29 protein-coding genes are annotated in these 22,484 nt (G+C 44.1%); 1 reads left to right on the top strand and 28 read right to left on the bottom strand.

Annotated elements, in window-relative coordinates; all coding sequences use genetic code 11:
• Positions 1–2: 2 nt before the first annotated feature.
• The 23 genes from rplO to A37S_RS0109290 all read right to left on the bottom strand — a co-directional run bounded on the left by rplO (position 3) and on the right by A37S_RS0109290 (position 12,121).
• Positions 3–449 (bottom strand): 50S ribosomal protein L15, encoded by a 447-nt coding sequence (rplO, locus tag A37S_RS0109400; RefSeq protein ID WP_028296771.1) that lies wholly within the window; start codon positions 447–449, stop codon positions 3–5.
• 138 nt (positions 450–587) lie between these two features.
• Positions 588–767, bottom strand: coding sequence for a 50S ribosomal protein L30 (gene rpmD / locus A37S_RS0109395; RefSeq protein ID WP_028296770.1), 180 nt, complete (start codon positions 765–767; stop codon positions 588–590).
• Between the two features lie 5 nt (positions 768–772).
• Positions 773–1,291, bottom strand: coding sequence for a 30S ribosomal protein S5 (rpsE, locus tag A37S_RS0109390; RefSeq protein WP_028296769.1), 519 nt, complete (start codon positions 1,289–1,291; stop codon positions 773–775).
• Positions 1,292–1,304: 13 nt separating this feature from the next.
• Entirely contained in the window at positions 1,305–1,658 is a 354-nt protein-coding gene (rplR, locus tag A37S_RS0109385; RefSeq protein ID WP_028296768.1) for a 50S ribosomal protein L18, read from the bottom strand.
• A gap of 5 nt (positions 1,659–1,663) precedes the next feature.
• A complete protein-coding gene (rplF, locus tag A37S_RS0109380; RefSeq protein WP_028296767.1) occupies positions 1,664–2,221 on the bottom strand; it encodes a 50S ribosomal protein L6 in 558 nt (185 codons plus the stop codon).
• 16 nt (positions 2,222–2,237) lie between these two features.
• The gene (rpsH, locus tag A37S_RS0109375) at positions 2,238–2,636 is read right to left on the bottom strand and encodes a 30S ribosomal protein S8 (protein WP_028296766.1); all 399 of its coding nucleotides are present in this window, start codon (positions 2,634–2,636) and stop codon (positions 2,238–2,240) included.
• Between the two features lie 140 nt (positions 2,637–2,776).
• On the bottom strand, positions 2,777–3,046 hold the full coding sequence (rpsN, locus tag A37S_RS0109370) for a 30S ribosomal protein S14 (RefSeq protein ID WP_028296765.1): 270 nt from the start codon (positions 3,044–3,046) through the stop codon (positions 2,777–2,779).
• A complete protein-coding gene (rplE, locus tag A37S_RS0109365; protein ID WP_028296764.1) occupies positions 3,039–3,608 on the bottom strand; it encodes a 50S ribosomal protein L5 in 570 nt (189 codons plus the stop codon). The genes rpsN and rplE overlap by 8 nt, the downstream gene beginning before the upstream one ends.
• On the bottom strand, positions 3,608–3,934 hold the full coding sequence (gene rplX, locus A37S_RS0109360) for a 50S ribosomal protein L24 (protein ID WP_028296763.1): 327 nt from the start codon (positions 3,932–3,934) through the stop codon (positions 3,608–3,610). Before rplX ends, rplE begins: the two co-directional genes overlap by 1 nt.
• Before the next feature lies 1 nt (position 3,935).
• Positions 3,936–4,304 (bottom strand): 50S ribosomal protein L14, encoded by a 369-nt coding sequence (gene rplN, locus A37S_RS0109355; protein ID WP_028296762.1) that lies wholly within the window; start codon positions 4,302–4,304, stop codon positions 3,936–3,938.
• A 1-nt stretch (position 4,305) separates the two neighbouring features.
• Positions 4,306–4,560: a 30S ribosomal protein S17 gene (gene rpsQ, locus A37S_RS0109350; protein WP_028296761.1), complete on the bottom strand. Its 255-nt coding sequence runs from the start codon at positions 4,558–4,560 to the stop codon at positions 4,306–4,308.
• A gap of 14 nt (positions 4,561–4,574) precedes the next feature.
• On the bottom strand, positions 4,575–4,805 hold the full coding sequence (gene rpmC, locus A37S_RS0109345) for a 50S ribosomal protein L29 (protein ID WP_028296760.1): 231 nt from the start codon (positions 4,803–4,805) through the stop codon (positions 4,575–4,577).
• A 91-nt stretch (positions 4,806–4,896) separates the two neighbouring features.
• Positions 4,897–5,319, bottom strand: coding sequence for a 50S ribosomal protein L16 (gene rplP / locus A37S_RS0109340; protein ID WP_028296759.1), 423 nt, complete (start codon positions 5,317–5,319; stop codon positions 4,897–4,899).
• Positions 5,320–5,368: 49 nt separating this feature from the next.
• A complete protein-coding gene (gene rpsC / locus A37S_RS0109335) occupies positions 5,369–6,184 on the bottom strand; it encodes a 30S ribosomal protein S3 (RefSeq protein WP_028296758.1) in 816 nt (271 codons plus the stop codon).
• 11 nt (positions 6,185–6,195) lie between these two features.
• Complete coding sequence (gene rplV / locus A37S_RS0109330) at positions 6,196–6,630, bottom strand: 50S ribosomal protein L22 (protein ID WP_036602013.1); 435 nt, start codon at positions 6,628–6,630, stop codon at positions 6,196–6,198.
• A 7-nt stretch (positions 6,631–6,637) separates the two neighbouring features.
• Positions 6,638–6,904, bottom strand: a complete 267-nt coding sequence (gene rpsS / locus A37S_RS0109325) for a 30S ribosomal protein S19 (RefSeq protein WP_028296756.1) — start codon at positions 6,902–6,904, stop codon at positions 6,638–6,640.
• The gene (gene rplB, locus A37S_RS0109320) at positions 6,904–7,728 is read right to left on the bottom strand and encodes a 50S ribosomal protein L2 (protein ID WP_028296755.1); all 825 of its coding nucleotides are present in this window, start codon (positions 7,726–7,728) and stop codon (positions 6,904–6,906) included. Before rplB ends, rpsS begins: the two co-directional genes overlap by 1 nt.
• Positions 7,729–7,734: 6 nt before the next feature.
• A complete protein-coding gene (gene rplW / locus A37S_RS0109315) occupies positions 7,735–8,025 on the bottom strand; it encodes a 50S ribosomal protein L23 (RefSeq protein WP_028296754.1) in 291 nt (96 codons plus the stop codon).
• Between the two features lies 1 nt (position 8,026).
• Entirely contained in the window at positions 8,027–8,656 is a 630-nt protein-coding gene (rplD, locus tag A37S_RS0109310) for a 50S ribosomal protein L4 (protein ID WP_028296753.1), read from the bottom strand.
• A gap of 4 nt (positions 8,657–8,660) precedes the next feature.
• On the bottom strand, positions 8,661–9,275 hold the full coding sequence (rplC, locus tag A37S_RS0109305) for a 50S ribosomal protein L3 (protein ID WP_028296752.1): 615 nt from the start codon (positions 9,273–9,275) through the stop codon (positions 8,661–8,663).
• A gap of 115 nt (positions 9,276–9,390) precedes the next feature.
• The gene (locus A37S_RS0109300) at positions 9,391–10,038 is read right to left on the bottom strand and encodes a DedA family protein (protein ID WP_028296751.1); all 648 of its coding nucleotides are present in this window, start codon (positions 10,036–10,038) and stop codon (positions 9,391–9,393) included.
• A 30-nt stretch (positions 10,039–10,068) separates the two neighbouring features.
• The gene (gene dnaN, locus A37S_RS0109295; protein WP_028296750.1) at positions 10,069–11,193 is read right to left on the bottom strand and encodes a DNA polymerase III subunit beta; all 1,125 of its coding nucleotides are present in this window, start codon (positions 11,191–11,193) and stop codon (positions 10,069–10,071) included.
• A gap of 127 nt (positions 11,194–11,320) precedes the next feature.
• Positions 11,321–12,121, bottom strand: a complete 801-nt coding sequence (locus A37S_RS0109290) for an AraC family transcriptional regulator (RefSeq protein WP_028296749.1) — start codon at positions 12,119–12,121, stop codon at positions 11,321–11,323.
• Positions 12,122–12,495: 374 nt separating this feature from the next.
• On the opposite strand from A37S_RS0109290, the gene scpC reads away from it, so the two are divergent.
• Entirely contained in the window at positions 12,496–14,019 is a 1,524-nt protein-coding gene (gene scpC, locus A37S_RS0109285; protein ID WP_028296748.1) for a succinyl-CoA:acetate CoA-transferase ScpC, read from the top strand.
• Between the two features lie 24 nt (positions 14,020–14,043).
• Here scpC and rocD read toward each other — a convergent pair whose 3' ends face one another.
• From rocD to A37S_RS24175, 5 genes are all read right to left on the bottom strand, one after another.
• Positions 14,044–15,294: an ornithine--oxo-acid transaminase gene (gene rocD / locus A37S_RS0109280; protein WP_051292937.1), complete on the bottom strand. Its 1,251-nt coding sequence runs from the start codon at positions 15,292–15,294 to the stop codon at positions 14,044–14,046.
• Between the two features lie 78 nt (positions 15,295–15,372).
• Positions 15,373–17,790 carry a gliding motility-associated ABC transporter substrate-binding protein GldG gene (gldG, locus tag A37S_RS0109275; protein WP_036602010.1) on the bottom strand — a complete coding sequence of 806 codons (2,418 nt, stop codon included), beginning with the start codon at positions 17,788–17,790 and terminating at the stop codon, positions 15,373–15,375.
• A 65-nt stretch (positions 17,791–17,855) separates the two neighbouring features.
• Positions 17,856–19,268 (bottom strand): glucuronate isomerase, encoded by a 1,413-nt coding sequence (gene uxaC, locus A37S_RS0109270; RefSeq protein ID WP_028296745.1) that lies wholly within the window; start codon positions 19,266–19,268, stop codon positions 17,856–17,858.
• 23 nt (positions 19,269–19,291) lie between these two features.
• Complete coding sequence (locus A37S_RS0109265) at positions 19,292–20,935, bottom strand: UxaA family hydrolase (RefSeq protein WP_028296744.1); 1,644 nt, start codon at positions 20,933–20,935, stop codon at positions 19,292–19,294.
• 2 nt (positions 20,936–20,937) lie between these two features.
• A complete protein-coding gene (locus A37S_RS24175) occupies positions 20,938–22,476 on the bottom strand; it encodes a tagaturonate reductase (RefSeq protein ID WP_169719467.1) in 1,539 nt (512 codons plus the stop codon).
• Positions 22,477–22,484: the final 8 nt, after the last annotated feature.

Here is a 22,484-nt window from a genome sequence, read left to right as displayed (position 1 = left end):
TATTAAAGTTTTTCGATAGACCCGCCAACTGCTTCAATAGCTTCTTGCGCAGAGGCAGAAAATGCATGTGCTTTTATTTCAAGTTTAGCTTTCAATTCTCCGCGACCCAAAATCTTTACCAAATCACTTTTTGACACAAGACCATGTGCTTTAAACGTATCAAAATCGAATTTAGTCACATTCAATTTCTCAGCCAGTTGTTGGATGACGTCCAAATTGATACCCACATACTCGACTCTGTTGATATTCTTAAAACCAACTTTCGGAACACGACGTTGCAAAGGCATTTGACCACCTTCAAAACCAATTTTTTGGCTATAGCCAGAACGAGATCCTGCTCCTTTATGTCCACGTGTAGATGTACCTCCACGACCAGATCCTTGACCGCGACCTATACGCTTTCTAGATTTCGTTGAACCTTTAGCAGGTTTTAAATTTGACAAGTTCATAATTAAACTCTTTCCCTTTATGTTGCCCTTCGCTTTCACTAATCAGGGACAACGATTAAACATGTATTAACTAAAATCTACTTGAACAACTCCCCACACAATTCAGATGATAGGAGTTGTTCAAGAGAAAAACCAGAATTATATGGCTTCTATAGCAACTAGGTGGTTCACTTTTCTAACCATACCGATTACTGAAGGTGTCGCCTCTAATTCAACCGATTTATTAATCTTGGTTAAGCCCAAGGCAACCATCGTTTTCTTTTGGCGCTCAGGCCTATCGATAACGCTTTTAATCTGAGTGATCTTTATCTTTGCCATAATGATTATCCGTTAAAAACTTTATTCAAATCTACCCCACGGTGCTGGGCGACAGTATAGGCATCGCGCATCTTAGTCAATGCATCTATCGTAGCCTTTACCACATTATGCGGATTGGAAGATCCTGTTGATTTTGCCAATACATCCGTTACGCCGGCACTCTCTAGTACCGCCCGCATCGCTCCACCAGCCAAAACACCAGTACCACTGGCAGCGGGCTTAATCAAAACGGACCCACCCGAGAATTTGCCCAATTGAGGATGAGGAACGGTTCCTTTTATGACAGGAACTTTAATCAAGTTCTTCTTCGCATCATCCACGCCTTTTGCAATGGCCTCAGTTACTTCCTTCGCCTTGCCTAGCCCATAACCAACCACACCGTTTTCGTCACCAACAACTACGATGGCCGAAAAACTAAATGTACGTCCACCTTTGGTAACTTTGGCAACACGCTGTATACTCACCAAGCGATCTTTCAATTCAATTTCGCTCGATTTAACTCTTTTTATATTGTTAATTGACATCTCTTTTTATAAATTAAAAGTCTAAACCGCCTTCACGAGCCCCTTCAGCCAATGACTTAACTCGTCCGTGGTACAAATAACCATTACGGTCAAATACAACTTTGCTGATTCCAGCAGCCTTTGCCTTTTCAGCCACCAACTTACCAACGGCTTTAGATTGCTCAATTTTAGTACCTGAAGCACTAAAATCCTTCGAAAGTGAAGATGCTGATACTAAGGTTTTGCCAACAACATCATCGATAATCTGTGCATAGATCCCTTTATTGCTTCTATAAACAGATAGACGAGGACGTTCAGTGGAACCATGTAATGTTTTTCTGATACCTTTTTTGATTCGCTCTCTGCGAGATACTTTATTTCCTGCCATGATGATTATTTTTTAGATGCTGACTTTCCTGCTTTTCTTCTCAGTACTTCACCGGCAAATTTAATACCTTTTCCTTTATAAGGCTCAGGAGCACGTAGAGATCTAATCTTCGCGGCTACCTGACCAAGCAATTGCTTGTCAATAGATTCCAATGTGATAGTAGGATTCTTACCCTTGTCTGCTGTAGTGCTTACTTTGACTTCTTTTGGCAACACCATAACAATGTGATGCGAATATCCCAAAGTCAGGTCCAATGTGCTTCCTTGATGAGAAGCACGGTAACCTACACCTACTAGCTCTTGCGTGGTTTTATACCCCTCTGTCACACCTACCACCATATTGTTGATCAATGCACGATAGAGCCCATGCAATGACTTGTGCCTTTTGTTATCCGTAGGACGCTTCACCAAAATATGACCGTCCTCTTGGGTTACGGTAATTGCTGAATCAATCTGTTGCAACAATTCACCTTTAGGTCCCTTTACTGTCACCAAATTCTTATCTGATACGGTAACTGTTACTCCCGCAGGGATAGCGATTGGTGCTTTTCCAATTCTTGACATTGTGTTTTCCTCCCGATTAATAAACGTAACATAAAACCTCACCACCGATATTTAGGTTACGAGCTTCCTTGTCTGTCATCACTCCCTTAGAAGTTGACAAAACGGCTATGCCCAAACCATTCAAAACGCGTGGTATACTGTCTACACCTGCATACTTTCTCAAACCTGGTTTACTCACACGAGTCAATGTGCGAATAGCAGGAACTTTAGTTATCGGGTGGTATTTCAAGGCAATCTTTATAGAACCTTGAGGACCTACTTCTTCAAACTTATAGTTCGTAATGTAACCCTTATCGAAAAGAACTTTAGTAATTTCTTTCTTAAGGTTTGATGCAGGAATTTCTACAACCCTGTGGTTGGCCTTAATGGCATTCCTTACTCTTGTAAGGTAATCTGCTATTGGATCTGTATTCATTTGTTATAATTATGATAGTGGTATCTCCTTTCCCTCCGTGGGCAAAGACCTGCTATCTGTGAATTCAATAGATTGAGACGTGCCTTTTTATTAAGACACGTCTCAAAAGCAACTTCTTCAATAAATAAGCAATTATTGTATTACCAAGATGCCTTCTTTATTCCCGGGATTTTCCCAGCAAGCGCCATCTCCCTGAAAGTTACACGAGATATGCCAAATTGGCGCATGTAACCTTTTGGGCGACCAGTAAGTTTGCAACGGTTATGCAAACGCACTGGAGAAGCGTTCTTTGGCAGTTTGTCCAATGCTGTATAATCGCCTGCAGCTTTCAGCGCAGCACGCTTTTCAGCATATTTAGCTACCAATTTTGCACGTTTCACTTCACGTGCTTTTATTCCTTCTTTAGCCATTTGTATTTGTATTTTGATTCTTAAATGGTAATCCAAACTGTTTCAGCAATTCCAACGCTTCGACATCGGTTTTTGCAGTGGTTACAAAGGTAATATCCATTCCCATAATTTTATTGATTTTATCAATATTTATTTCTGGGAATATGATCTGCTCTGTCACACCTAACGTATAATTGCCATGTCCGTCAAATCCTTTATCATTGATTCCTTTAAAATCACGAATTCGTGGGAGAGCCACGGCGATCAATCTATCCAAAAACTCATACATCTTTGAGTCACGCAAAGTAACGTATACACCCACAGGCATACCCTTACGCAGCTTAAAGTTGGAGATATCTTTTTTAGACTTAGCTGCTATAGCCTGCTGTCCTGATATGGTAGTCATTTCAGATATTGCAATCTCGATCAATTTCTTGTCAGTTGTAGCTCCACCCACACCTTGATTGATCGAAATCTTAGTAAGTTTTGGAACTTGCATGATACTGGAGTACTGAAATTTCTCTTTCAGCGCTGCACGAATATCATTGTTATATTTGTCCTTTAATCTCGGTACGTACGCCATTACTTAATTTCCTCCCCTGATTTTTTTGCTATACGAACTAACTTACCATCACTGTTCTTTTGACGGCCTACACGAGTAGGTTTTCCGGATTTAGGATCCAGAAGGGTCAAATTAGATATGTGAATAGAAGCTTCTTTCTTTATTATACCTCCATTAGGGTTGGTAGCACTAGGTTTAGTGTGTTTGGACACCAAATTAGCACCCTCAACTATTGCTCTATTTTTGGCAACAATTACCTCCAGTACCTTTCCTTGAGTACCTTTTGAGTCGCCAGCAATGACCTGTACCACATCGCCTTTACGGATTTTCAATTTAATCTTTGCCATTTTATAAGACCTCCGGTGCTAATGATACGATTTTCATGAACTGCTTCTCACGAAGTTCCCTGGCCACTGGACCAAAAATACGTGTACCGCGCGGTTCATCTTGATTGTTTAATAATACGGCTGCATTGTCATCAAAACGAATATAAGATCCATCCTTACGGCGGATTTCCTTTTTCGTTCTAACGACTACGGCCTTAGAAACTGTTCCTTTTTTGACATTTCCAGAAGGGATAGCACTTTTGACGGTCACAACGATCTTGTCGCCTATAGATGCATAACGCTTTCCGGTACCGCCCAATACACGAATGACTAAAACTTCTTTAGCCCCGCTGTTGTCGGCTACATTGAGCCTTGATTCCTGTTGTAACATCTTACTTAGCCCTTTCTAAAATTTCAACTAGTCTCCAATTTTTTGTCTTACTCAGCGGACGAGTCTCCATTATCAATACTTTATCGCCGATACCGCAAGTATTTTCCTCGTCATGAGCTTTAAATTTGGTAGTTTTCTTTACAAACTTGCCATAGATAGCGTGTTTCACTTGACGCTCAACTGCCACTACTATAGACTTGTTCATCTTGTTGCTTACTACCAAGCCGATTCTTGTTTTCCTTAAATTTCTTTCCATTTCGACTTAAAAATTTATTGTGCTTCAGCGGCTGTTTCCTGCTTCTTTTTTGCTTCCGCATTCCTGCGTGCAGACAATTCGGTACTCAATCGAGCCACCAATTTTCTAGCTGCCCTAATCCTCAATGGATTCTCGATAGCCGAAACAGCATGAGCGAATTTTAATTTGTGAAGATTGGCTTTCTCTTGTTTGATGCGCTCCACCAAATCCTCGTTTGACAATTCTAAGATTTCTGAATTTTTCATCTTTTATCAATATTAATCTGTTTCCATAATAGGAGAGCTGTTGTTGAACCTGGTAACGGCAGGTCGCCCTCTTCTCGAAAACAGCATGATCTTATGCTTCTACGTAATCTCTACGTATAACAAACTTAGTTTGAATCGGCAGTTTTTGAGCAGCCAAGCGCAAAGCCTCTTTAGCTACCTCCAAAGGCACACCTTCTGCCTCAAAAAGAATGCGTCCTGGACGAACCACAGCTACCCAATATTCGGGAGCACCCTTACCTTTACCCATACGTACTTCCGCAGGTTTTTTGGTAACTGGCTTGTCAGGGAATATACGAATCCAAACCTGTCCTTCACGTTTCATATAACGTGTCACTGCAATACGCGCAGCTTCGATCTGGCGGCTAGTGATCCACGCTGGTTCCAATGATTTTATGCCGAATGATCCAAAAGAAAGCTCAGCACCACGTCCGGCATTACCCTTCATGCGGCCTTTTTGCATCTTTCTGAACTTCGTTCTTTTTGGCTGTAACATTTCTATAAATTATTTAATTGCCGTCTATTTCGACGATAGTCAATACCAATTAATTATTTCTACCTTTTGGTGCTCCACCACGGTTGCCTCCACGGCCGCCTTGTCCTCCTCCGCCACGGCGGTCGTTACGACGGTCTCCTCTACCTCCGCTACGGCGATCATTGCCACCACCATAGGAACTAGGTCCTTCATTACGTCCTTTGACGTTCGTTTGGCCTATATTTGGCGATAGATCACGCTTGCCATATACTTCTCCCTTACAGATCCACACTTTTACACCTATTTTGCCATAAGTAGTAAGTGCTTCTGCCAAGGCATAGTCGATATCTGCACGGAAAGTATGCAAAGGAATTCTGCCTTCCTTATATTGTTCGGTACGGGCCATTTCAGCTCCGCCCAAACGACCAGAACACATAATCTTGATTCCCTCTGCGCCCATTCTCATGGTAGAGGCAATGCTTGTCTTCATGGCACGGCGGAAAGAAATACGCGCTTCCAGTTGCTTGGCAACACCATCTGCTACCAATTGCGCATCTAGCTCAGGACGTTTGATCTCGAATATGTTGATTTGAACATCCTTTTTAGTGATTTTCTTCAACTCTTCTTTGATCTTATCTACCTCTTGTCCTCCTTTACCTATGACAATACCAGGGCGTGCCGTATGAATTGTTACAGTGATACGTTTTAATGTACGCTCGATAACCACTTTTGCTACACCACCTTTAGCGATACGAACAGAAAGATACTTTCTGATCTTTTCGTCTTCAACTAATTTGTCGGAGTAGTTATTGCCACCGAACCAATTGGAATCCCATCCTTTGATGATTCCTAATCTGTTACCTATTGGATGTGCTTTTTGTCCCATTTCTCCTTCAATTAGTTATTAGGTTCTGTAGTTTTGCTATCTATAACAATAGTTACGTGATTTGAACGCTTGCGTATCCTATATCCACGTCCTTGAGGTGCGGGTCTCAACCTCTTCAATTGGCGACCACCTCCCACGAATATTTCCTTTACATAAAGTTCGCTGTCTTCTACGCGTTTATCTTCGTTTGTAGCTTCCCAATTCTTGATTGCAGATAGCAGAAGTTTCTCTACGCGTATAGCAGCTTCTTTATTGGTATATTTTAATATATACAAAGCCTTTTCGACTTTTTCACCTCTGATAAGATCGACCACCAAGCGCATCTTTCTGGGAGACGTAGGGCAATCATTCAATTTGGCAGTAGAAGCACCACCCTTCTGAGCCTGCTCTTTCCGTTCTCTTATCAGTACGGATTTTTTCTTCTTTACTTTATTATTTGCTTCCATTGCCTAATTATTTTTTCTTTTCAGCGTGACCTCTAAATGTTCTGGTCGGAGCAAACTCTCCCAGTTTATGGCCTACCATATTTTCAGTGACGTAAACAGGGATAAACTTATTCCCATTGTGTACTGCAAAGGTATGACCAACGAAATCTGGAGAGATCATCGACCTTCTTGACCATGTCTTCACGACAGATTTTTTGTTGCTCTCATTCATGGAAAGAACTTTTCTCTCCAAATTATGATCGATATAAGGACCTTTTTTAATTGAACGAGCCATTATTTCTTCCTTCTTTCAATGATGTAACGATTCGATATTTTCTTCTTGGAACGGGTCTTGTAACCTTTGGCTAACAATCCCTTGCGTGAACGTGGGTGACCTCCGGAAGCCCTTCCTTCACCACCACCCATAGGGTGATCTACAGGGTTCATCGCTACACCACGTACACGTGGCCTACGGCCCAACCAACGTTTTCTACCAGCTTTACCCAGTACCGTATTGGACTTTTCTCCGTTAGAGACTGTGCCAATGGTGGCTAGGCAAGTAGCCAATATCATACGTGTTTCACCAGAAGGTAATTTGATAATGGTATATTTACCGTCGCGAGCAGATAGCTGTGCATAAGTACCTGCACTGCGTGCTATAGAACCTCCTTGTCCAGGATTCAACTCGATGTTGTGGATTATAGATCCTAAGGGGATATTTGCCAAAGGCAAGGTATTGCCTACTTCTGGAGCAACATTATCGCCAGAAACGACTGTGCTGCCTACCTGCAAACCTTCAGGAGCAATTATATACCTTTTTTCACCATCTAAATAATGCAATAGAGCAATGAAAGCCGTACGATTTGGGTCATACTCTATCGTAGCTACTTTTGCTGGGACTTCTTTTTTATCGCGTTTGAAGTCGATCAAGCGGTAGGATTTTTTGTGCCCACCACCGATATAACGCATAGTCATTTTACCGGAGCTATTTCTACCTCCTGATTTCTTGATCTTTACAACCAATGATTTTTCAGGAACATTAGTCGTAATAGCAGAATAATCTGCCCCGATTCTGAATCGAGTACCAGGGGTAACCGGTTTAAATCTTTTAACTGCCATCTCTAATTATATAGTACTGTAAAAGTCAATAGTTTCACCATCCTTCAAAGTAATGATGGCCTTTTTATATTTTGCGGCACGACCAGTAATATTACCAGCTTTGGTATAACGGCTCTTCGTTTTCGGAACCACCACCATGGTATTTACGGATTTTACTACCACATTAAACATATCCTCAACAGCCTTTTTTATCTCTGCCTTGTTGGCTTTATGATCTACTCTGAAAGCATAACGGTTGGACTTTTCTGTCAACAACGATGCCTTTTCTGTCAAAATGGGTTTTTGAATGCAATTCATGTTATTTGGACAATGCCTCCTCCAAAGTTTTAACGGTCTCTGTTGTAAACAAAAGCTTGGTAGCGTTCAATACCTCATAAGTGTTAAGGTCTGAAGCTACGATTACCCTTGCCTTCTTCAAATTCCTGCTAGATAAGTAAACATTTTTATTGAGCGATGGCAATACCAGCAATGTCTTTTCTTCGGCAACATTAAGATCTGTCACCATTTTCAAATACTGTTTAGTCTTGATAGAGTCGAAATTAACCTCATCAATTACCACAATATTATTTTCTTGTGCTTTGTACGACAATGCTGACTTACGAGCCAAAACCTTCAATTTCTTATTAAGCTTAAAGCTATAATCGCGAGGTTGAGGTCCGAAGATACGTCCACCACCATTAAACAACGGGGATTTGATACTACCGGCACGAGCTCCACCAGTACCTTTTTGCTTATGCAATTTACGGGTTGACCCGGCAATTTCGTTACGTTGTTTCGATTTGTGAGTCCCTTGACGTTGGTTGGCCAAGTATTGCTTCACATCCAAATAAATTGCGTGATCGTTTGGCTTTACTCCAAACACCGATTCAGGAAGTTGCACCTTGGCACCTGTTTCTTGACCTGAAATGTTTAAAACTTGTACTTCCATCTTCTTATTTGTCTACGATTACGTAAGAGCCCTTTGCACCAGGAACAGAACCACTGACAACCAGCAAATTTTGTTCTGGATACACCTTCAACACTTGTAAGTTTTGAACTTTGACTCGGTCGCCACCTGTACGACCTGCCATTCGCATCCCTTTAAATACGCGAGAAGGCCAAGAAGACGCGCCTAATGAACCGGGGGCACGCATACGGTTGTGCTGACCATGGGTCTGGCCACCTACCCCCCCGAAACCGTGACGTTTCACAACGCCCTGAAAACCTTTACCTTTCGATGTTCCCACTACATCGATATATTCGCCTTCAGCGAAAATATCAACCGTTACAACATCCCCTAGGCTTTTCTCAGGAAAATCTCCAAATTCAACCAACTTACGCTTGGGCGTTGTATTCGCTTTCGCGAAATGCCCCTTTAATGATGCGGTAGTGTTCTTTTCTTTCTTTTCGTCGAAAGCTAACTGAACAGCTTCATAACCGTCATTTTCTACCGTGCGTATCTGCGTTACCACGCACGGGCCAGCCTCAATCACCGTACAGGGAACGTTCTTCCCCTCGGCGTCGAAAATGCTGGTCATTCCTACTTTTTTTCCAATAATTCCTGACATTTTCTTAATTTTCTTTGCGTCCATCGAAGCAGTAGGGCTTCGTTCAAGACATAATACCCCTCAAAAGGGACGGCAAAGATAGGAAACTTCTATTAACTATCAAATAGTTACGAAATTATTTTTTTCCTTCTCTTTTACTTCTAATGACTTCGATAAAAGGAGGGATGACGGAAAGTAGAATGATGGCAAAAACCACCAAGGTGAAATTGGTTTTCACGACGGGGATATTTCCGAAAAAATAACCAATGACGAGAAAGGAGGAAACCCATAATAGGGCACCTATAATATTATAAGAAGCGAACTTTGAATAGCTCATCGTGCCTATACCCGCTACAAATGGTGCAAACGTACGCACAATGGGTACAAAGCGGGCATAAATCACGGTCTTTCCACCATGCTTTTCATAAAAGGCCTCTGTTTTTGACAGATACTCTTTCTTCAGAAAACGATACTTCCCAGAGAACGCTTTAGGCCCTATATATTGACCAATGTGGTAGTTCGCCCAGTCGCCTAAAAAGGCAGCCGCAATCAATATAAGCCACATCAGCCACAACTCGAGGTTGTTGTTGTCACTGGCAATGATAGCCCCCGTAGCAAACAACAAAGAGTCGCCCGGCAAAAATGGGGTCACCACAAAGCCTGTTTCCGCGAAAATGATCAGGAACAACACCACATAGGTCCAAGTCTGATAGCTGGTCACTATCTCATCCAGGTGCCTATCTATATGCAATATGAAATCAATAATAGAACTAAGGAAATCCAAAATGGCGGCGTTTATTATAGCTTAACAGGTTTAGCCCATATTATTGAGCATCACAGGCATCACCAGCATCAAGAGACTTTCTCCATCTTCCTGTAATGCTGGCAATAGCAATCCAGCCCTATTGGGCGTGCTCATTTCCAGAACTACTTCTTCTCCGTCCATATTATTCAGCATTTCGATGAGGAATTTGGCATTAAAGCCAATCTCCATGTCTTCACCTTCATACTGACAAGACAATCTTTCGTGTGCTTCATTGGAGAAATCCAAATCTTCTGAAGAAATGTACAGTTCACTGCCAGTAATCTTCAACCTTACTTGATGCGTGGTCTTATTGGCAAATATAACCACGCGACGCAAAGTGTTTAGCAAAACACTTCGGTCTATTGTCAACTTATTGGGGTTAACTTGAGGAATAACGGCCTCGTAGTCTGGATAACGTTCATCAATTAAACGGCAGATCAGGCTGATATTGCCAAAACGGAAAAACGCACTAGTATTGTTATATTCTACAGAAACACTTACATCATCCGCAGGAAGAGAGTTCTTAAGCAAAGTCAGTGCCTTCTTTGGCAAAATCAGCGACGCAGAGGCCTCCGATCGAACATCCGATCTTCTATAGCGCACCAGCTTGTGCGCATCGGTAGAAACAAAGGTGGTATTTTGCGGAGTTAGCTGACAAAGCACACCGGTCATAGCTGGCCGAAGCTCATCGTTGCTCACCGCAAAAATCGTTTTATTCACGGCCTCCAAAAGCACTGAAGCTGGCATAGCTACCGCAGAAGGATTTTCCACAACAGGTATCTTCGGGAAATCGTCTGCGTTTTCGCCACTCAACTTATATTTACCATCCCCAGCACTTATTTCAATCGCATAGGTATCGATATCTACCGAAAAAGCTATTGGCTGGTCTGGCAAGGTCTTCAATATTTCAATCAGAATTTTAGCCGGAACAGCCACTTTCCCTTCTTCTTTTGACTCCACTTGCAAGGATGTTATCATGCTCGTCTGAAGATCGGTAGCAGATATCGTAAGGATGTTCTCTTTAATCTCAAACAGGAAATTCTCCAAAATGGGCAATACGGTACTGCTACTAGATGCGCCATTTACCGCAAGCAACTGCTTAAGCAAGGTTGAAGTAGAAACTATAAATCTCATAAACTGAAAAAATATTAGCGCAATGATATAAAAAATATGCGAGATTTTTGGGCATATTCTTTAAAAACGTTGAAAGGCAAAAATAATCAACAGCAGGGAAACAGCACCAGATGACCTGAAATTTTCTTTATAGGACGTTCTTAAGCTTCACATACTCACTTGGGCGAACGCCCACTATTTTTTGAAAAGTATTGCTGAAAGTAGGCAGGCTATTATAACCTACTCCTAAGGCCACTTCATTGACCGACATTCCCTTCTCGAGCAACAACTGCAGCGCCTTCAGCATTCGCAACACGGTAAAATATTGTATGAAGGACATCCCTAGGTCCTTTTGGAACAACCTAGAAAGGGATCTCGGGCTAAAGCCAAATTTAGCAGCCAAATCATTGAAGAGTAAGTCTTCGGAAGTATTGCTTTCCAAATAGTTTACCACCTGTCTGAGGCGCTCGTCCTTGGCCAAGGGCAAAGCCAGTGGCAAATCATATTTGCTAGTTTTCTCCAATAAGAACTTAAAGGACTCCAGTATGGTATAATTCGTACTATCGGACTTGAAGATGTCACCGTGCCATCTAGCAGTAAACATAAGCAACTGCAAGATGAGATCACTTACAGGGAACACACCTGTATTGCTATAAAAACGATCATCATCTTCATATACGGGGAAATAAAGATTGCGCATGATGACTTCTGGCGTACCGGGATGTATGCTATGATCTACGCCAGGCGCAATCCACATATAGTGTCTTGCAGGCAGGAAAAAGGTTTTCATAGGGGTTTTTACAAAAACCACACCTCCTTCTGTATACAGGAACTGGCCCTTATTGTGCGAATGTAAGGGAATAAAAACTTCCCCCATAATATTATGGTAACAATAGATGGAATCTGAATGCACATCCACCTCCGTCATGTAATACTTTTCACCTGCCATGCCGTGCTTATTAATATTGTTTAGGATGTTCCAAATTTATTCCTATTCATAATTATTCACCAGTGAAACTACAGATGAAAAATCCATTTCATACCAGTTTTACACTAGATTAACAGTTTCCAAATATATGATTTTTTTATAATGGCTGCATAAAATAAGAATATGACACCTAACAATAAGATTAAAACAACGAAAAACGATAATCTTGTAAGCTTTTACATTCTTGTTATCAGAGGGATATAAATTTTTGCCATCCATACTTGATCAACAGTAGGTAATTGCCTTTATATTAAACAAACTAAAAACTATAAAAAGGGCAATACGTATTTTAAAGTATCGTACGTACCTTTAAAAACCAAAACAGTTAAACCAACATGAATTTTGAGAGAGTAAAATTAAAAACACTACATGACAAAATCACTGATCCAGAATCTGCCTTGCAACATTTTTATGATGGTGCTGTAGTCGGCTCAAGTGGCTTCACCAAAGCTGGAGACAGTAAGGTAATACTTAAGGCACTGGCCAAAGATGCTCCTAGGCGTCCTATAGGCATTACCCTTATTACGGGAGCTTCTCTTGGGCATAACACAGATGGCGCCTTGGCCGAGGCTGGAGTACTGAAACGCAGAATGCCTTTTCAGGTAGACACTGTATTGAGAAAAAAGATCAATGCAGGAGAGATATTATTCATAGACCAGAATCTGGGTGAAACCAGCGAAATGTTGACTGACGGAGACATACCTGATATTGACATTGCTGTTATAGAGGCTGCTTTCATTGCTGAAGATGGCGGCATTGTACCAACGACCTCAGTGGGCAATAGCCCTATATTCGCCAAACATGCAAAAAAAATAATTATTGAAATAAATACCGCCGTACATGAAAATGTTTATGGCATACACGACATTTACCAGCTCGAAGCCTATCCAGACAGAAAACCAATCGAGATATTGAAACCAGACGATCGGATAGGAGACAAAGCGATCTATGTCGATACTTCCAAAATAGTTGCCATCGTGTTTTCAGATATACAGGATAGCCCCGCAGATATTGCTGAACCAGATGAAAAGACAACGGCAATTGCCGATCATCTGATTGAATTTCTGAGTAAAGAGGTAAAAGAAGGACGATTGACGAAGTCGCTCCGCCCACTACAAGCTGGAATTGGAAAAGTTGCCAATGCGGTAATGCAAGGGCTAGGCAGGGGTGATTTCGAGCACCTTACCATGTATTCAGAGGTCTTGCAGGATAGTGCTTTTGATTTGATAGATCTTGGTAAACTGGATTTTGCATCTGCCGCATCTATTACCGTATCTGAAAAATGCTATGAGCGGGTCTTCAATAACCTGGACCAATACCGAGACAAGATTGTTCTAAGGCCTCAGAGCATCAGCAATTCACCTGAAGTTATACGCCGATTAGGGATCATAGGCATCAATACGGCGATTGAATTTGATATTTATGGCAACGTCAATTCTACTCATATAAGTGGTTCTCAAATGATGAATGGAATAGGTGGTTCAGGAGATTTTGCCCGCAACACGCATCTCAGCATCTTTGTCACGCAAGCAGCCTCCAAAGGCGATACTATCTCTCATGTTCTACCCATGGTTTCTCACGTAGATCATAACGAACACAATGTGGATGTAGTGGTAACGGATCAGGGCTATGCCGACCTTAGGGGCTTGGCACCTCGGGAAAGAGCCAAACTCATTATAGAGCATTGTGCGCATCCCGATTATAAGGCCGATTTGTTGGACTATTTTAATAGGGCATGCGAAAAGGTAGGTGGTCAGACCCCCCATTTGCTAGAGGAAGCCTTTGCTTTTCATGCGCGTTTGATGAAAACAAAAACCATGAAAAAAGAAGGGGAAGAAGTTCTTCGAGATGTGCATTAGCCATCTCGAAGAATCTAAACTTTGCTAGTCAAGCAAATTCAAGCATTGCTCGATGATAGCCAAACATTCGTCGATCTGTTCTTTGGTAATTACCAATGGAGGTGCAAACCTTATTTTATTTCCATGCGTAGGTTTAGCAAGCAACCCTTTTTCTTTTAGTAAAAGACACAAATCCCAAGCAGCATTATCGTTTTCGTGTTGTATGACCAATGCGTTCAAGAGCCCTTTCCCTCTTATCTCTTGAATATAAGGATGTTGAATAGCTTTCAATCTCTCCCTGAAATATACGCCCATTTTATAGGCATTATCGGCCATATTGCCTTCCAAAAGTACTTGTAAGGATGCGATGGCCACTTTTGAAGCCAATGGACTCCCGCCATAGGTAGACCCATGTTCGCCCGGCTTGAGGCACAGCATCACCTCGTCATCTGCCAGCACGGCAGAAATCGGCATGGTACCGCCACTGAGTGCCTTTCCAAGAATCAGCATGTTGGGATGAACGTCTTCATAGTCGCAAGCAAGCAGCTTACCCGTGCGGCACAGCCCTGTCTGTATCTCGTCGGCAATAAACAAGACATTGTTCTCTTGACAAAGCGCAAAAGCCTTGGCAAGGTAACCTTCGTCTGGAACCACTACGCCGGCCTCCCCTTGGATCGGCTCTACCAAAAAGGCTACCACATCCTTGTCCTGAAGTGCATTTCCCAATGCCTCCAAGTCGTTATAGGGCACCGTAACATAGCCCTCCACAAAAGGGCCGAAATCGTTCTTGGCCGTCTCGTCCGTACTGAACGAAACGATATTGATGGTCCTACCATGGAAATTCTCGCTGGCCGTGATGACCTTAGCCCTGTTCTGGGCAATCCCCTTCTTTTGATAGCCCCACTTCCGGGCAATCTTGATAGCCGTTTCCACGGCCTCTGCTCCGGAGTTCATGGGCAGCATCTTGTCAAAACCAAATGTTTTGGTAAGAAATTCTGCATACTCACCAAACACATCGCTATGAAAGGCCCTCGAAGTCAATGTCAGCAAGGCCGCCTGGTCTGTGAGGGCTTGTATGATATGGGGATGGCAATGCCCTTGGTTCACGGCGGAGTAGCCAGAAAGAAAATCGTAATAACGCTTGCCGTCCACGTCCCATACATATACGCCTTCACCTTTATTTAGCACTACCGGCAACGGGTGGTAGTTGTGCGCACTGTATTTCTCTTCCCTATCAATATAATACTTCGTTCTTTCCGATAGAACAATATTCACTTTCTCATTCACATCTTCCATAAATCAACCAGATTATAACAGTAAATTGCCGAAAAAGGCGAAATTAAGGATATTTTTCAATATGGCTTTCTATTGCCGCTATTTATATTTTCCGAATTTCCCATATCGCATATATTGCTGTATGCCCCCAAACAACAACAGCAATAGCAATGGCAAACCTACGTTGAGCAACTGGATGGTAGCTTTGTGATTTCTCACATAGACCATGTCCAATGGCCTTAGCTTGAAATCCTTGTTTCGCAAGGGCAACAGGTTTGTATCTTCTGCCAGATAATCGATCATATTTTGCAGCCATGCCCTATTGCCATACTGCACTTGGCCGTACTTATCCCAGCCCAAGGGTAAAGCCTGTTTGCCGCCAGCATCCATCTGGCTTTTCAGGACATGGCCGTCAGATAGGGCAATCATCTTACTCTCATGGGCGGCAACGGCCGCCAACGTAATCGATGCCGGCACCCCTTTTGGCGTGGCCCGTCCATGATAGGCCGACGGAAATTTGCCTTCCAGCAAAGCACTGACGGGCCTTGGCGGCCCCTTGAAAGAGGCCGTATCCGGAAAGCTTGCTGCGGCCGACAACGACAGGGCTTTAGGTAAGGCAAACACTTTATTGTAGGGCGAGCTCCACAGCAAGAATTGCTTGTGGATGGGCACACTGGTCATTACCGTATCCAAGGTGCTGGGAAATTCGGTTTTGATCAGTTCCAAGTCCTTCACAATTGGATGAGTAGATAAGGGCACCAAAAGCGGGTAATACACCCAAGGCACTAGTTGGATTTGTCCGCCACCTGCCAACTGCAGCGGTATCTGCGCGCAGTTCATATCGGCCAACAGGTCGTAGTGAAAACGAATACCATACCTGAAAAGCAGGTCATCTAGGTTGATCTGCCTCGCCACGATCATCTCAGTCGCCGCAGACCGCAAGCCATCCAAGCTGGCACTGGACGGACTGATGGCCCAAAGTACATTCCCCCCATGCTGAACGAAATAATCGAGCTTAAACTTTTCCAAGTCGCTAAACGCTTCTTCGGGCCGAGCCACCACGATGACCTTAATCCCCAGCAAATCTTCAAAGGAAATGGAATCCAAGTGCAAACGCCCTACCAAATAGCCGTGCGACAAGCTTTGAAAGGCTCCATGCAGTTCCAGGTCCGTCAGCTCGCCATGCCCTTCCGTAAAGGCTATGGTAGCTTGCTCCTCCTGCTGCAATTTATGCAGGGCATTGGCAAAGGCATATTCCAAGTGCTGAATCGAACTATTAAGCGCATCCGGCGCGTCGGTATACATTTTCTGCTGCAACAGGTTGACCGGGATTTCCCTGTCCTTGTGCATCACCACGGCCGATGGAAAAATGATTTTCTGTACCAAGCCGTCTTCGGTTTTCAGGTTGAGATTGACTGGCTCTATACCCCTATACGCCAATGTATGGATGATTTCTTCGTTCCGGGAGCCGTCATCTTCCAGCGGGTTGATGAAGGAATAATGCAATTTGCCCCCGGAGTAGGCCCTTAGATCGGCCAGCATATCTGCTGTGGCAGTTTGCAACCTTTTAAACCCCGTGGGCAAATCGCCTTCCAAGAACACGGCAATGTGCACCTCATCGTCCAAGGATGACAGCAGTTCCTCGGTACTGGCCGAAAGCGTAAATCGCTTCTCGGCCGTAAAGTCCCATCTGGTAAAATAGCTATGTGCTAAAATATTGCCCACAATGAGGACGAAAAATAGCGAGATGACGTATATACGTGCTCTTCTCCAAGTAGACTTACCAGCCCTGCCACGCAGTAGTGCCATGATAGCTAATGCCAGGAATAGCAATGAGATGCTGCACAAAGCAAATATGTCTCGCGAATCCAACACGCCCCTGCCCAGGGATTGGTAATGGTTGGATAGGCTAAGAAAATCCATCGCAGTGAGCAAGGGGGGCCAAGATACCATGTCGGAGAAAACGGCAACTCCGTCATAAAAAACGAAGCATAAAAAAACGCCCAGCAAATAGGCAATGATGGTATTGCGAGCGATAGCGGAAGAAAAAATGCCAATAGCCGAGAAACTGCCTATCAATAAAAACAAGCCGATATACGAACCAGCAACAGCCCCCGAATCAACATTACCTATACTGGCCCCAAGGTAATAAACACTAATGTAATAGATACCGGTAGGCACCAAGGCGAAGATACATACCGCCACAGTGGCCAACCACTTCCCCATGAGGAGCGTTCTCCCAGCAACAGGTTTCATCAAGAGGAGTACGAGCGTCCCTTCGGCACGTTCGCCCGCTATGCTATGCATGGTAATGGCCGGCACCATAAACAAAAGTATATAGGGCGATATATAGAAAAACACATCCAAAGAGGCATATCCGCCAGCCAATACACTAGTGGATGGTAACACCCAGCAGTACATGCCCGTGAGCAACAGATACAACGCAATGGCAATGTATGCTGCAAAGGAATTGAATAAGGTAACGACCTCTTGCCTGAAAAGTGTGATTAAATGCATCGCTAATCTGCAAATTTAGAGATTATGACACATAAAAACCGCTATGTTAAAAAAAACAATGGCCGTTACGGCTTTGGCCAGTCTATATACCCATGAATATTATTGAAACAGATATCCTGTATCACTTTGCCTATCCATGGCAAATCGTTGGGCAATTCTCCCTGTTCAATGTCATCGCCAAACAAATCGCACAGCAACCGGCGGAAATATTCATGTCTTGGAAAGGAAAGAAAACTTCTGGAGTCCGTCAACATTCCTATAAAACGGCTCAATAACCCCATATTGCTGATGGCATTGATCTGCTTCGTCATCCCGTCCTTCTGATCCAAGAACCACCATGCCGAACCAAACTGAATCTTGCCCGCGACAGAACCATCGTTGAAATTGCCGATCATCGTAGCCATCAGTTCATTGTCGCCCGGATTTAGGTTATACAAGACAGTCTTTGCCAGTCTATTATTTCCATCTAACCTATTGAGAAACTTGGATAACGCCCTTGCTTGCGAAAAATCGCCGATAGAGTCCCATCCGGTATCGGGACCTAGCAAGGATAACATGCGGCTATTGTTGTTGCGCAAGGCTCCGAGGTGATACTGCTGTACCCATCCCCTTTCATGGTCCCATTCCGCAAAATAGACCAGCATGGCCGATTTAAATTTGCGCTGCTCCAGTTCGCTCAAAAGTTCTTTTTTCAAGGCTTTTTGGAATATGAGCTCCAATTCTTGCTCCGTATATTCCTCTACATATATTTCTTCCAAACCGTGGTCGGACAACCGAGCCCCTTGTTCATGGAAGAAATCGTGTCTTTTCTTCAATGCCGACAAGTAATCGGAGAACGTTTCTACAGAAACATTGGTAACCGCCTCGACTTTTGCCACGTAATCGGCAAACTGCTTTACATCGCGCACTTCCATGGCCTTGTCGGGTCTAAATGCGGGAAAAACACCCATATCGAAAGAGGGATCTGCCTTCAACGACCGGTGAATGGCCAAATCGTCGATGGGATCGTCCGTGGTACAGATTTTTTTCACGTTCATTTGTGCCAACAATCCGCGCACGCGATGGCTATCCGCTCCCAGACGTTCCTTGCACCTGTCGTAGATACGATCGGCACTATCGCCATTAAGCACTTCTTTTATACCAAAATAGCGCTGCAGCTCCAAATGGGTCCAGTGATATAATGGATTGCGCATGGTATACGGTACCGTCTCTGCCCATTTCCTGAACTTTTCCCGATCTGGTTTATCACCCGTAATATAGGATTCATCCACCCCGTTTGTACGCATGGCCCTCCATTTATAATGGTCGCCATTGAGCCACACCTGACTTATATTTTCGAATTGCGTGTTCTCGTAAATCTGTTGCTGCGGCAAATGGCAATGGTAATCGATGATTGGCATTTGTTTGGCATACTCGTGATACAATACCTGGGCAGTCTTGCTCTTCAGCAAAAAATCGTCATCCAAAAAATCTTTCATGTTCTCCAATTATGTTGTTTTACTTATAGGCTAACACCTCTTTTCCACGGGATAAAATCATCTTGTTGCAAGGAAACCGCCTTGGGCACCACCTCTCCGCTGGCTACCTTTATGCAGTACAGTAGCATATCTTCGCCCATTTGAGCAATGCTCTTCTCTCCGGCAATGATAGGGCCGCAATCGAAATCGATAATGTCCTTCATGCGATCAGCTAGCTTGGAATTCGTAGCTACCTTTATGACCGGACAAATCGGGTTGCCCGTAGGTGTTCCCAAGCCCGTGGTAAAAAGGATAAGATTTGCTCCGCTAGCGGTTTTGCCCGTGGTAGCCTCCACATCATTACCGGGCGTACAAACCAAGTTTAATCCGGGCTTTACAGCTGGCTCGGTGTAATCAAGTACATCTACCACAGGCGAAGTGCCGCCTTTCTTGGCTGCCCCGTTGCTCTTGATCGCATCGGTAATAAGGCCGTCCTTTATATTGCCCGGAGAGGGGTTCATGTGAAAACCCGAACCAACCGCTTCTGCTGCACGTCCATAAGCTTCCATTAGACGGATAAATTTCCTTGCTGCAGCCTCGTCTTCCGTTCTATCTATCATGTCTTGCTCGGTACCACATAGCTCGGGAAATTCGGCCAATAGGACCTTGCCACCAAGGGCAACCAACAGGTCAGCGCAATACCCCACGGCCGGATTGGCGGATATGCCACTAAATCCGTCACTCCCACCGCATTTTACACCAAGCGTAAGTGCGCTCAATGGCGCTGGACTTCTTGTCACTTTGTTGGCTTCCACCAGCCCTTCAAAGGTCTTACGCATCGCTTCTGTAATCATCCATTCCTCACTCTCACTCTGCTGCTGCTCGAAGACATACAGTGGCTTATCGAATAGCGGATTGCGCCGGTATAGATCATCCAGAAAATCTTTCACCTGCAGATTCTGACACCCCAAGCTCAATACGGTGACGCCCGCCACATTGGGATGATCGGCATAGGCAGAAAGCAATTTGCCCAGTATGGCAGCGTCCTGTCTGATACCCCCGCAACCGCCCTCGTGGTTAAGGAATTTAATACCATCAACGTTTTCGAACAAGCGCCCTACGGGAGCCGTATCCTCTACAATTTGTAGGTCTGCGTTAGCAATATCTTTCCCCTCCAAATATAACTTCCGAAGCATCGATGCGCGCAGCTTATACCTATCCGTGACCGAGTAGCCTAAATTATCCAGCAATGCCTCCTTGAGGACATCCAGGTTCCTGTTTTCGCAAAACACCATGGGTATAAACAGCCAATGATTGGCCGTTCCCACCCTACCGTCGCGCCTATGATAACCGTTGAAGGTCATCCCCTCAAACATAGCCCCATCGGGCCTATGCCATTCGTAACGGTATGGACGATAAGAATAAGGTGCTGCAGCATGCCTCAAATTTTCCGTGCTCATTCGCTGTCCCATCTGCACGGGAACCTGAACCTTGCCCACTAAGGTACCGTACATCAACACCTCCTCGCCCACTGCCATATCTTGCATGTAGAACTTATGCTTGGCGGGTACGTCCTCTACCAAAAGGTATTCCTTCTCTTCATATACGATAAGTTCTCCCTGACGCAAATCCTGCAAGGCGACCAGCACATTGTCCTTGGGATGAATCTTCAATACACGCTGTCTCATTTTTAACAAGTACGATTTAAGTTATAGGTCGATTCAATCAGAAAGCTTGCCTTGCCCTGCGTCATCGCAGCTAAATATTCGGCAACCTTGTCTATAAAGGCTGTTGGGACTTTGGTATGAAACAGTTTGGTATCGGCAAAAACATGCGCTATCAACTCCGTTTCATCCTTTGCCCCATTCCAGTAAGTACACCATAAATGGGCGTATTCATCTTGTATAAAGTAGGTGTCCTGGCTATCAAATCCTACAAATTTCCCGTCGGATTCTTGATGACACTTCATATAATATATGAATGCAGCCACTCCAATGGCCATCAAATCGGGGACTTTACCCAATTTGCCCATATAGCTGGTAACCAAGGGAAAAACACGTGCGTTCATCTTGGAGGTATAGTTCAATGCTATCTGATGCCATTTGTGCTGTAGGAAGGGGTTTGAGAACCGATCCAGCACCTGCTGGGCAAATCGCTCTGCTTCTTCTCTGGAGATATCTCCGCTACAAACCGAAGGGACGATCTCTTCCATCATTAAGGTGCGGGCAAAATGCTTCATCGGGCCATCTTCCATCGCAGCTTTCACGGTGTAAAAGCCCAACAGCGATGACAGCCCGCAACAAAGGCTATGCGTGGCATTCAGCAACCTCAATTTTAGTTCCTTAAACTTGGTGATATCGCTGACCACAACGATTCCTTCATCGACAGTTGCAAAAAACAGCTTGTCGCTCACCCGCTTTTCGGAGGTCTCTATGGCCCAAAGCCTAAATGGCTCGGCCATGATCATCAGTCTATCCTCATAGCCCAATTTGTCAGCTACTAGCCGGTACGACTCTGTCGACAGGCTACCCGGCACGATGCGGTCCACCAAGGTATTGCAAAAGTCATTTGCCCCAAGTAGCCATTCCAAAAACTCCTCCCCCAGAGTCTGGTGCTTTGCCAACTGCAGAACGATCTTCCGTAGCTCATCGCCGTTGTTGCCGATGAGTTCCGTGGGCAATATGACCAGTCCCTTATCCTCCGCGTTTCCGAAGTGCTGGAAACGCCGGTACAACAAGGCCAACAAACGCCCCGGATAGGAAAATGGCAGCTCGTGCTGCACCATATCCCTATGATCCAGCACGATACCGACCTCAGTGGTATTGGAAATAACGATTTCCATGGAAGGCGAACTGGCCAAATCCAAAATTTCCCTCCATTCCTCTTTGGCAGACAAGACCCTGCTGATACTGCTATTGATCATCAGACGGTCTACCGTCTCCCCATTTTCTATTCCCCTGACACATACCGTATATAGGTTATCCTGCCTATGAAATCCATCTACCCCACCGTCCGTAGACTTTACCACCACAATACGTCCCTGACGTTTGCCTTGCTTATTTGCCTTATCAATAAAATAATCGGGCAGACCTCTCAAAAGCACGCCGGTTCCAAATTGCAGGACACGCTCCGGGATACGATCCCAAGCCTTTGGCAAAGGGGGAATATCGGGGATCAACTCGTTTCCCTCCAACCATGCCTTACTTAAAAAATCTCTTTTCTTTTCCATTTTTCGCT

The sequence above is a fragment of the Olivibacter sitiensis DSM 17696 genome, from assembly GCF_000427965.1.
GTDB lineage: Bacteria > Bacteroidota > Bacteroidia > Sphingobacteriales > Sphingobacteriaceae > Olivibacter > Olivibacter sitiensis.
The sequence above is the reverse complement of the archived record's forward strand: the minus strand, read 5'-3'. Positions and strand labels throughout refer to the sequence as shown.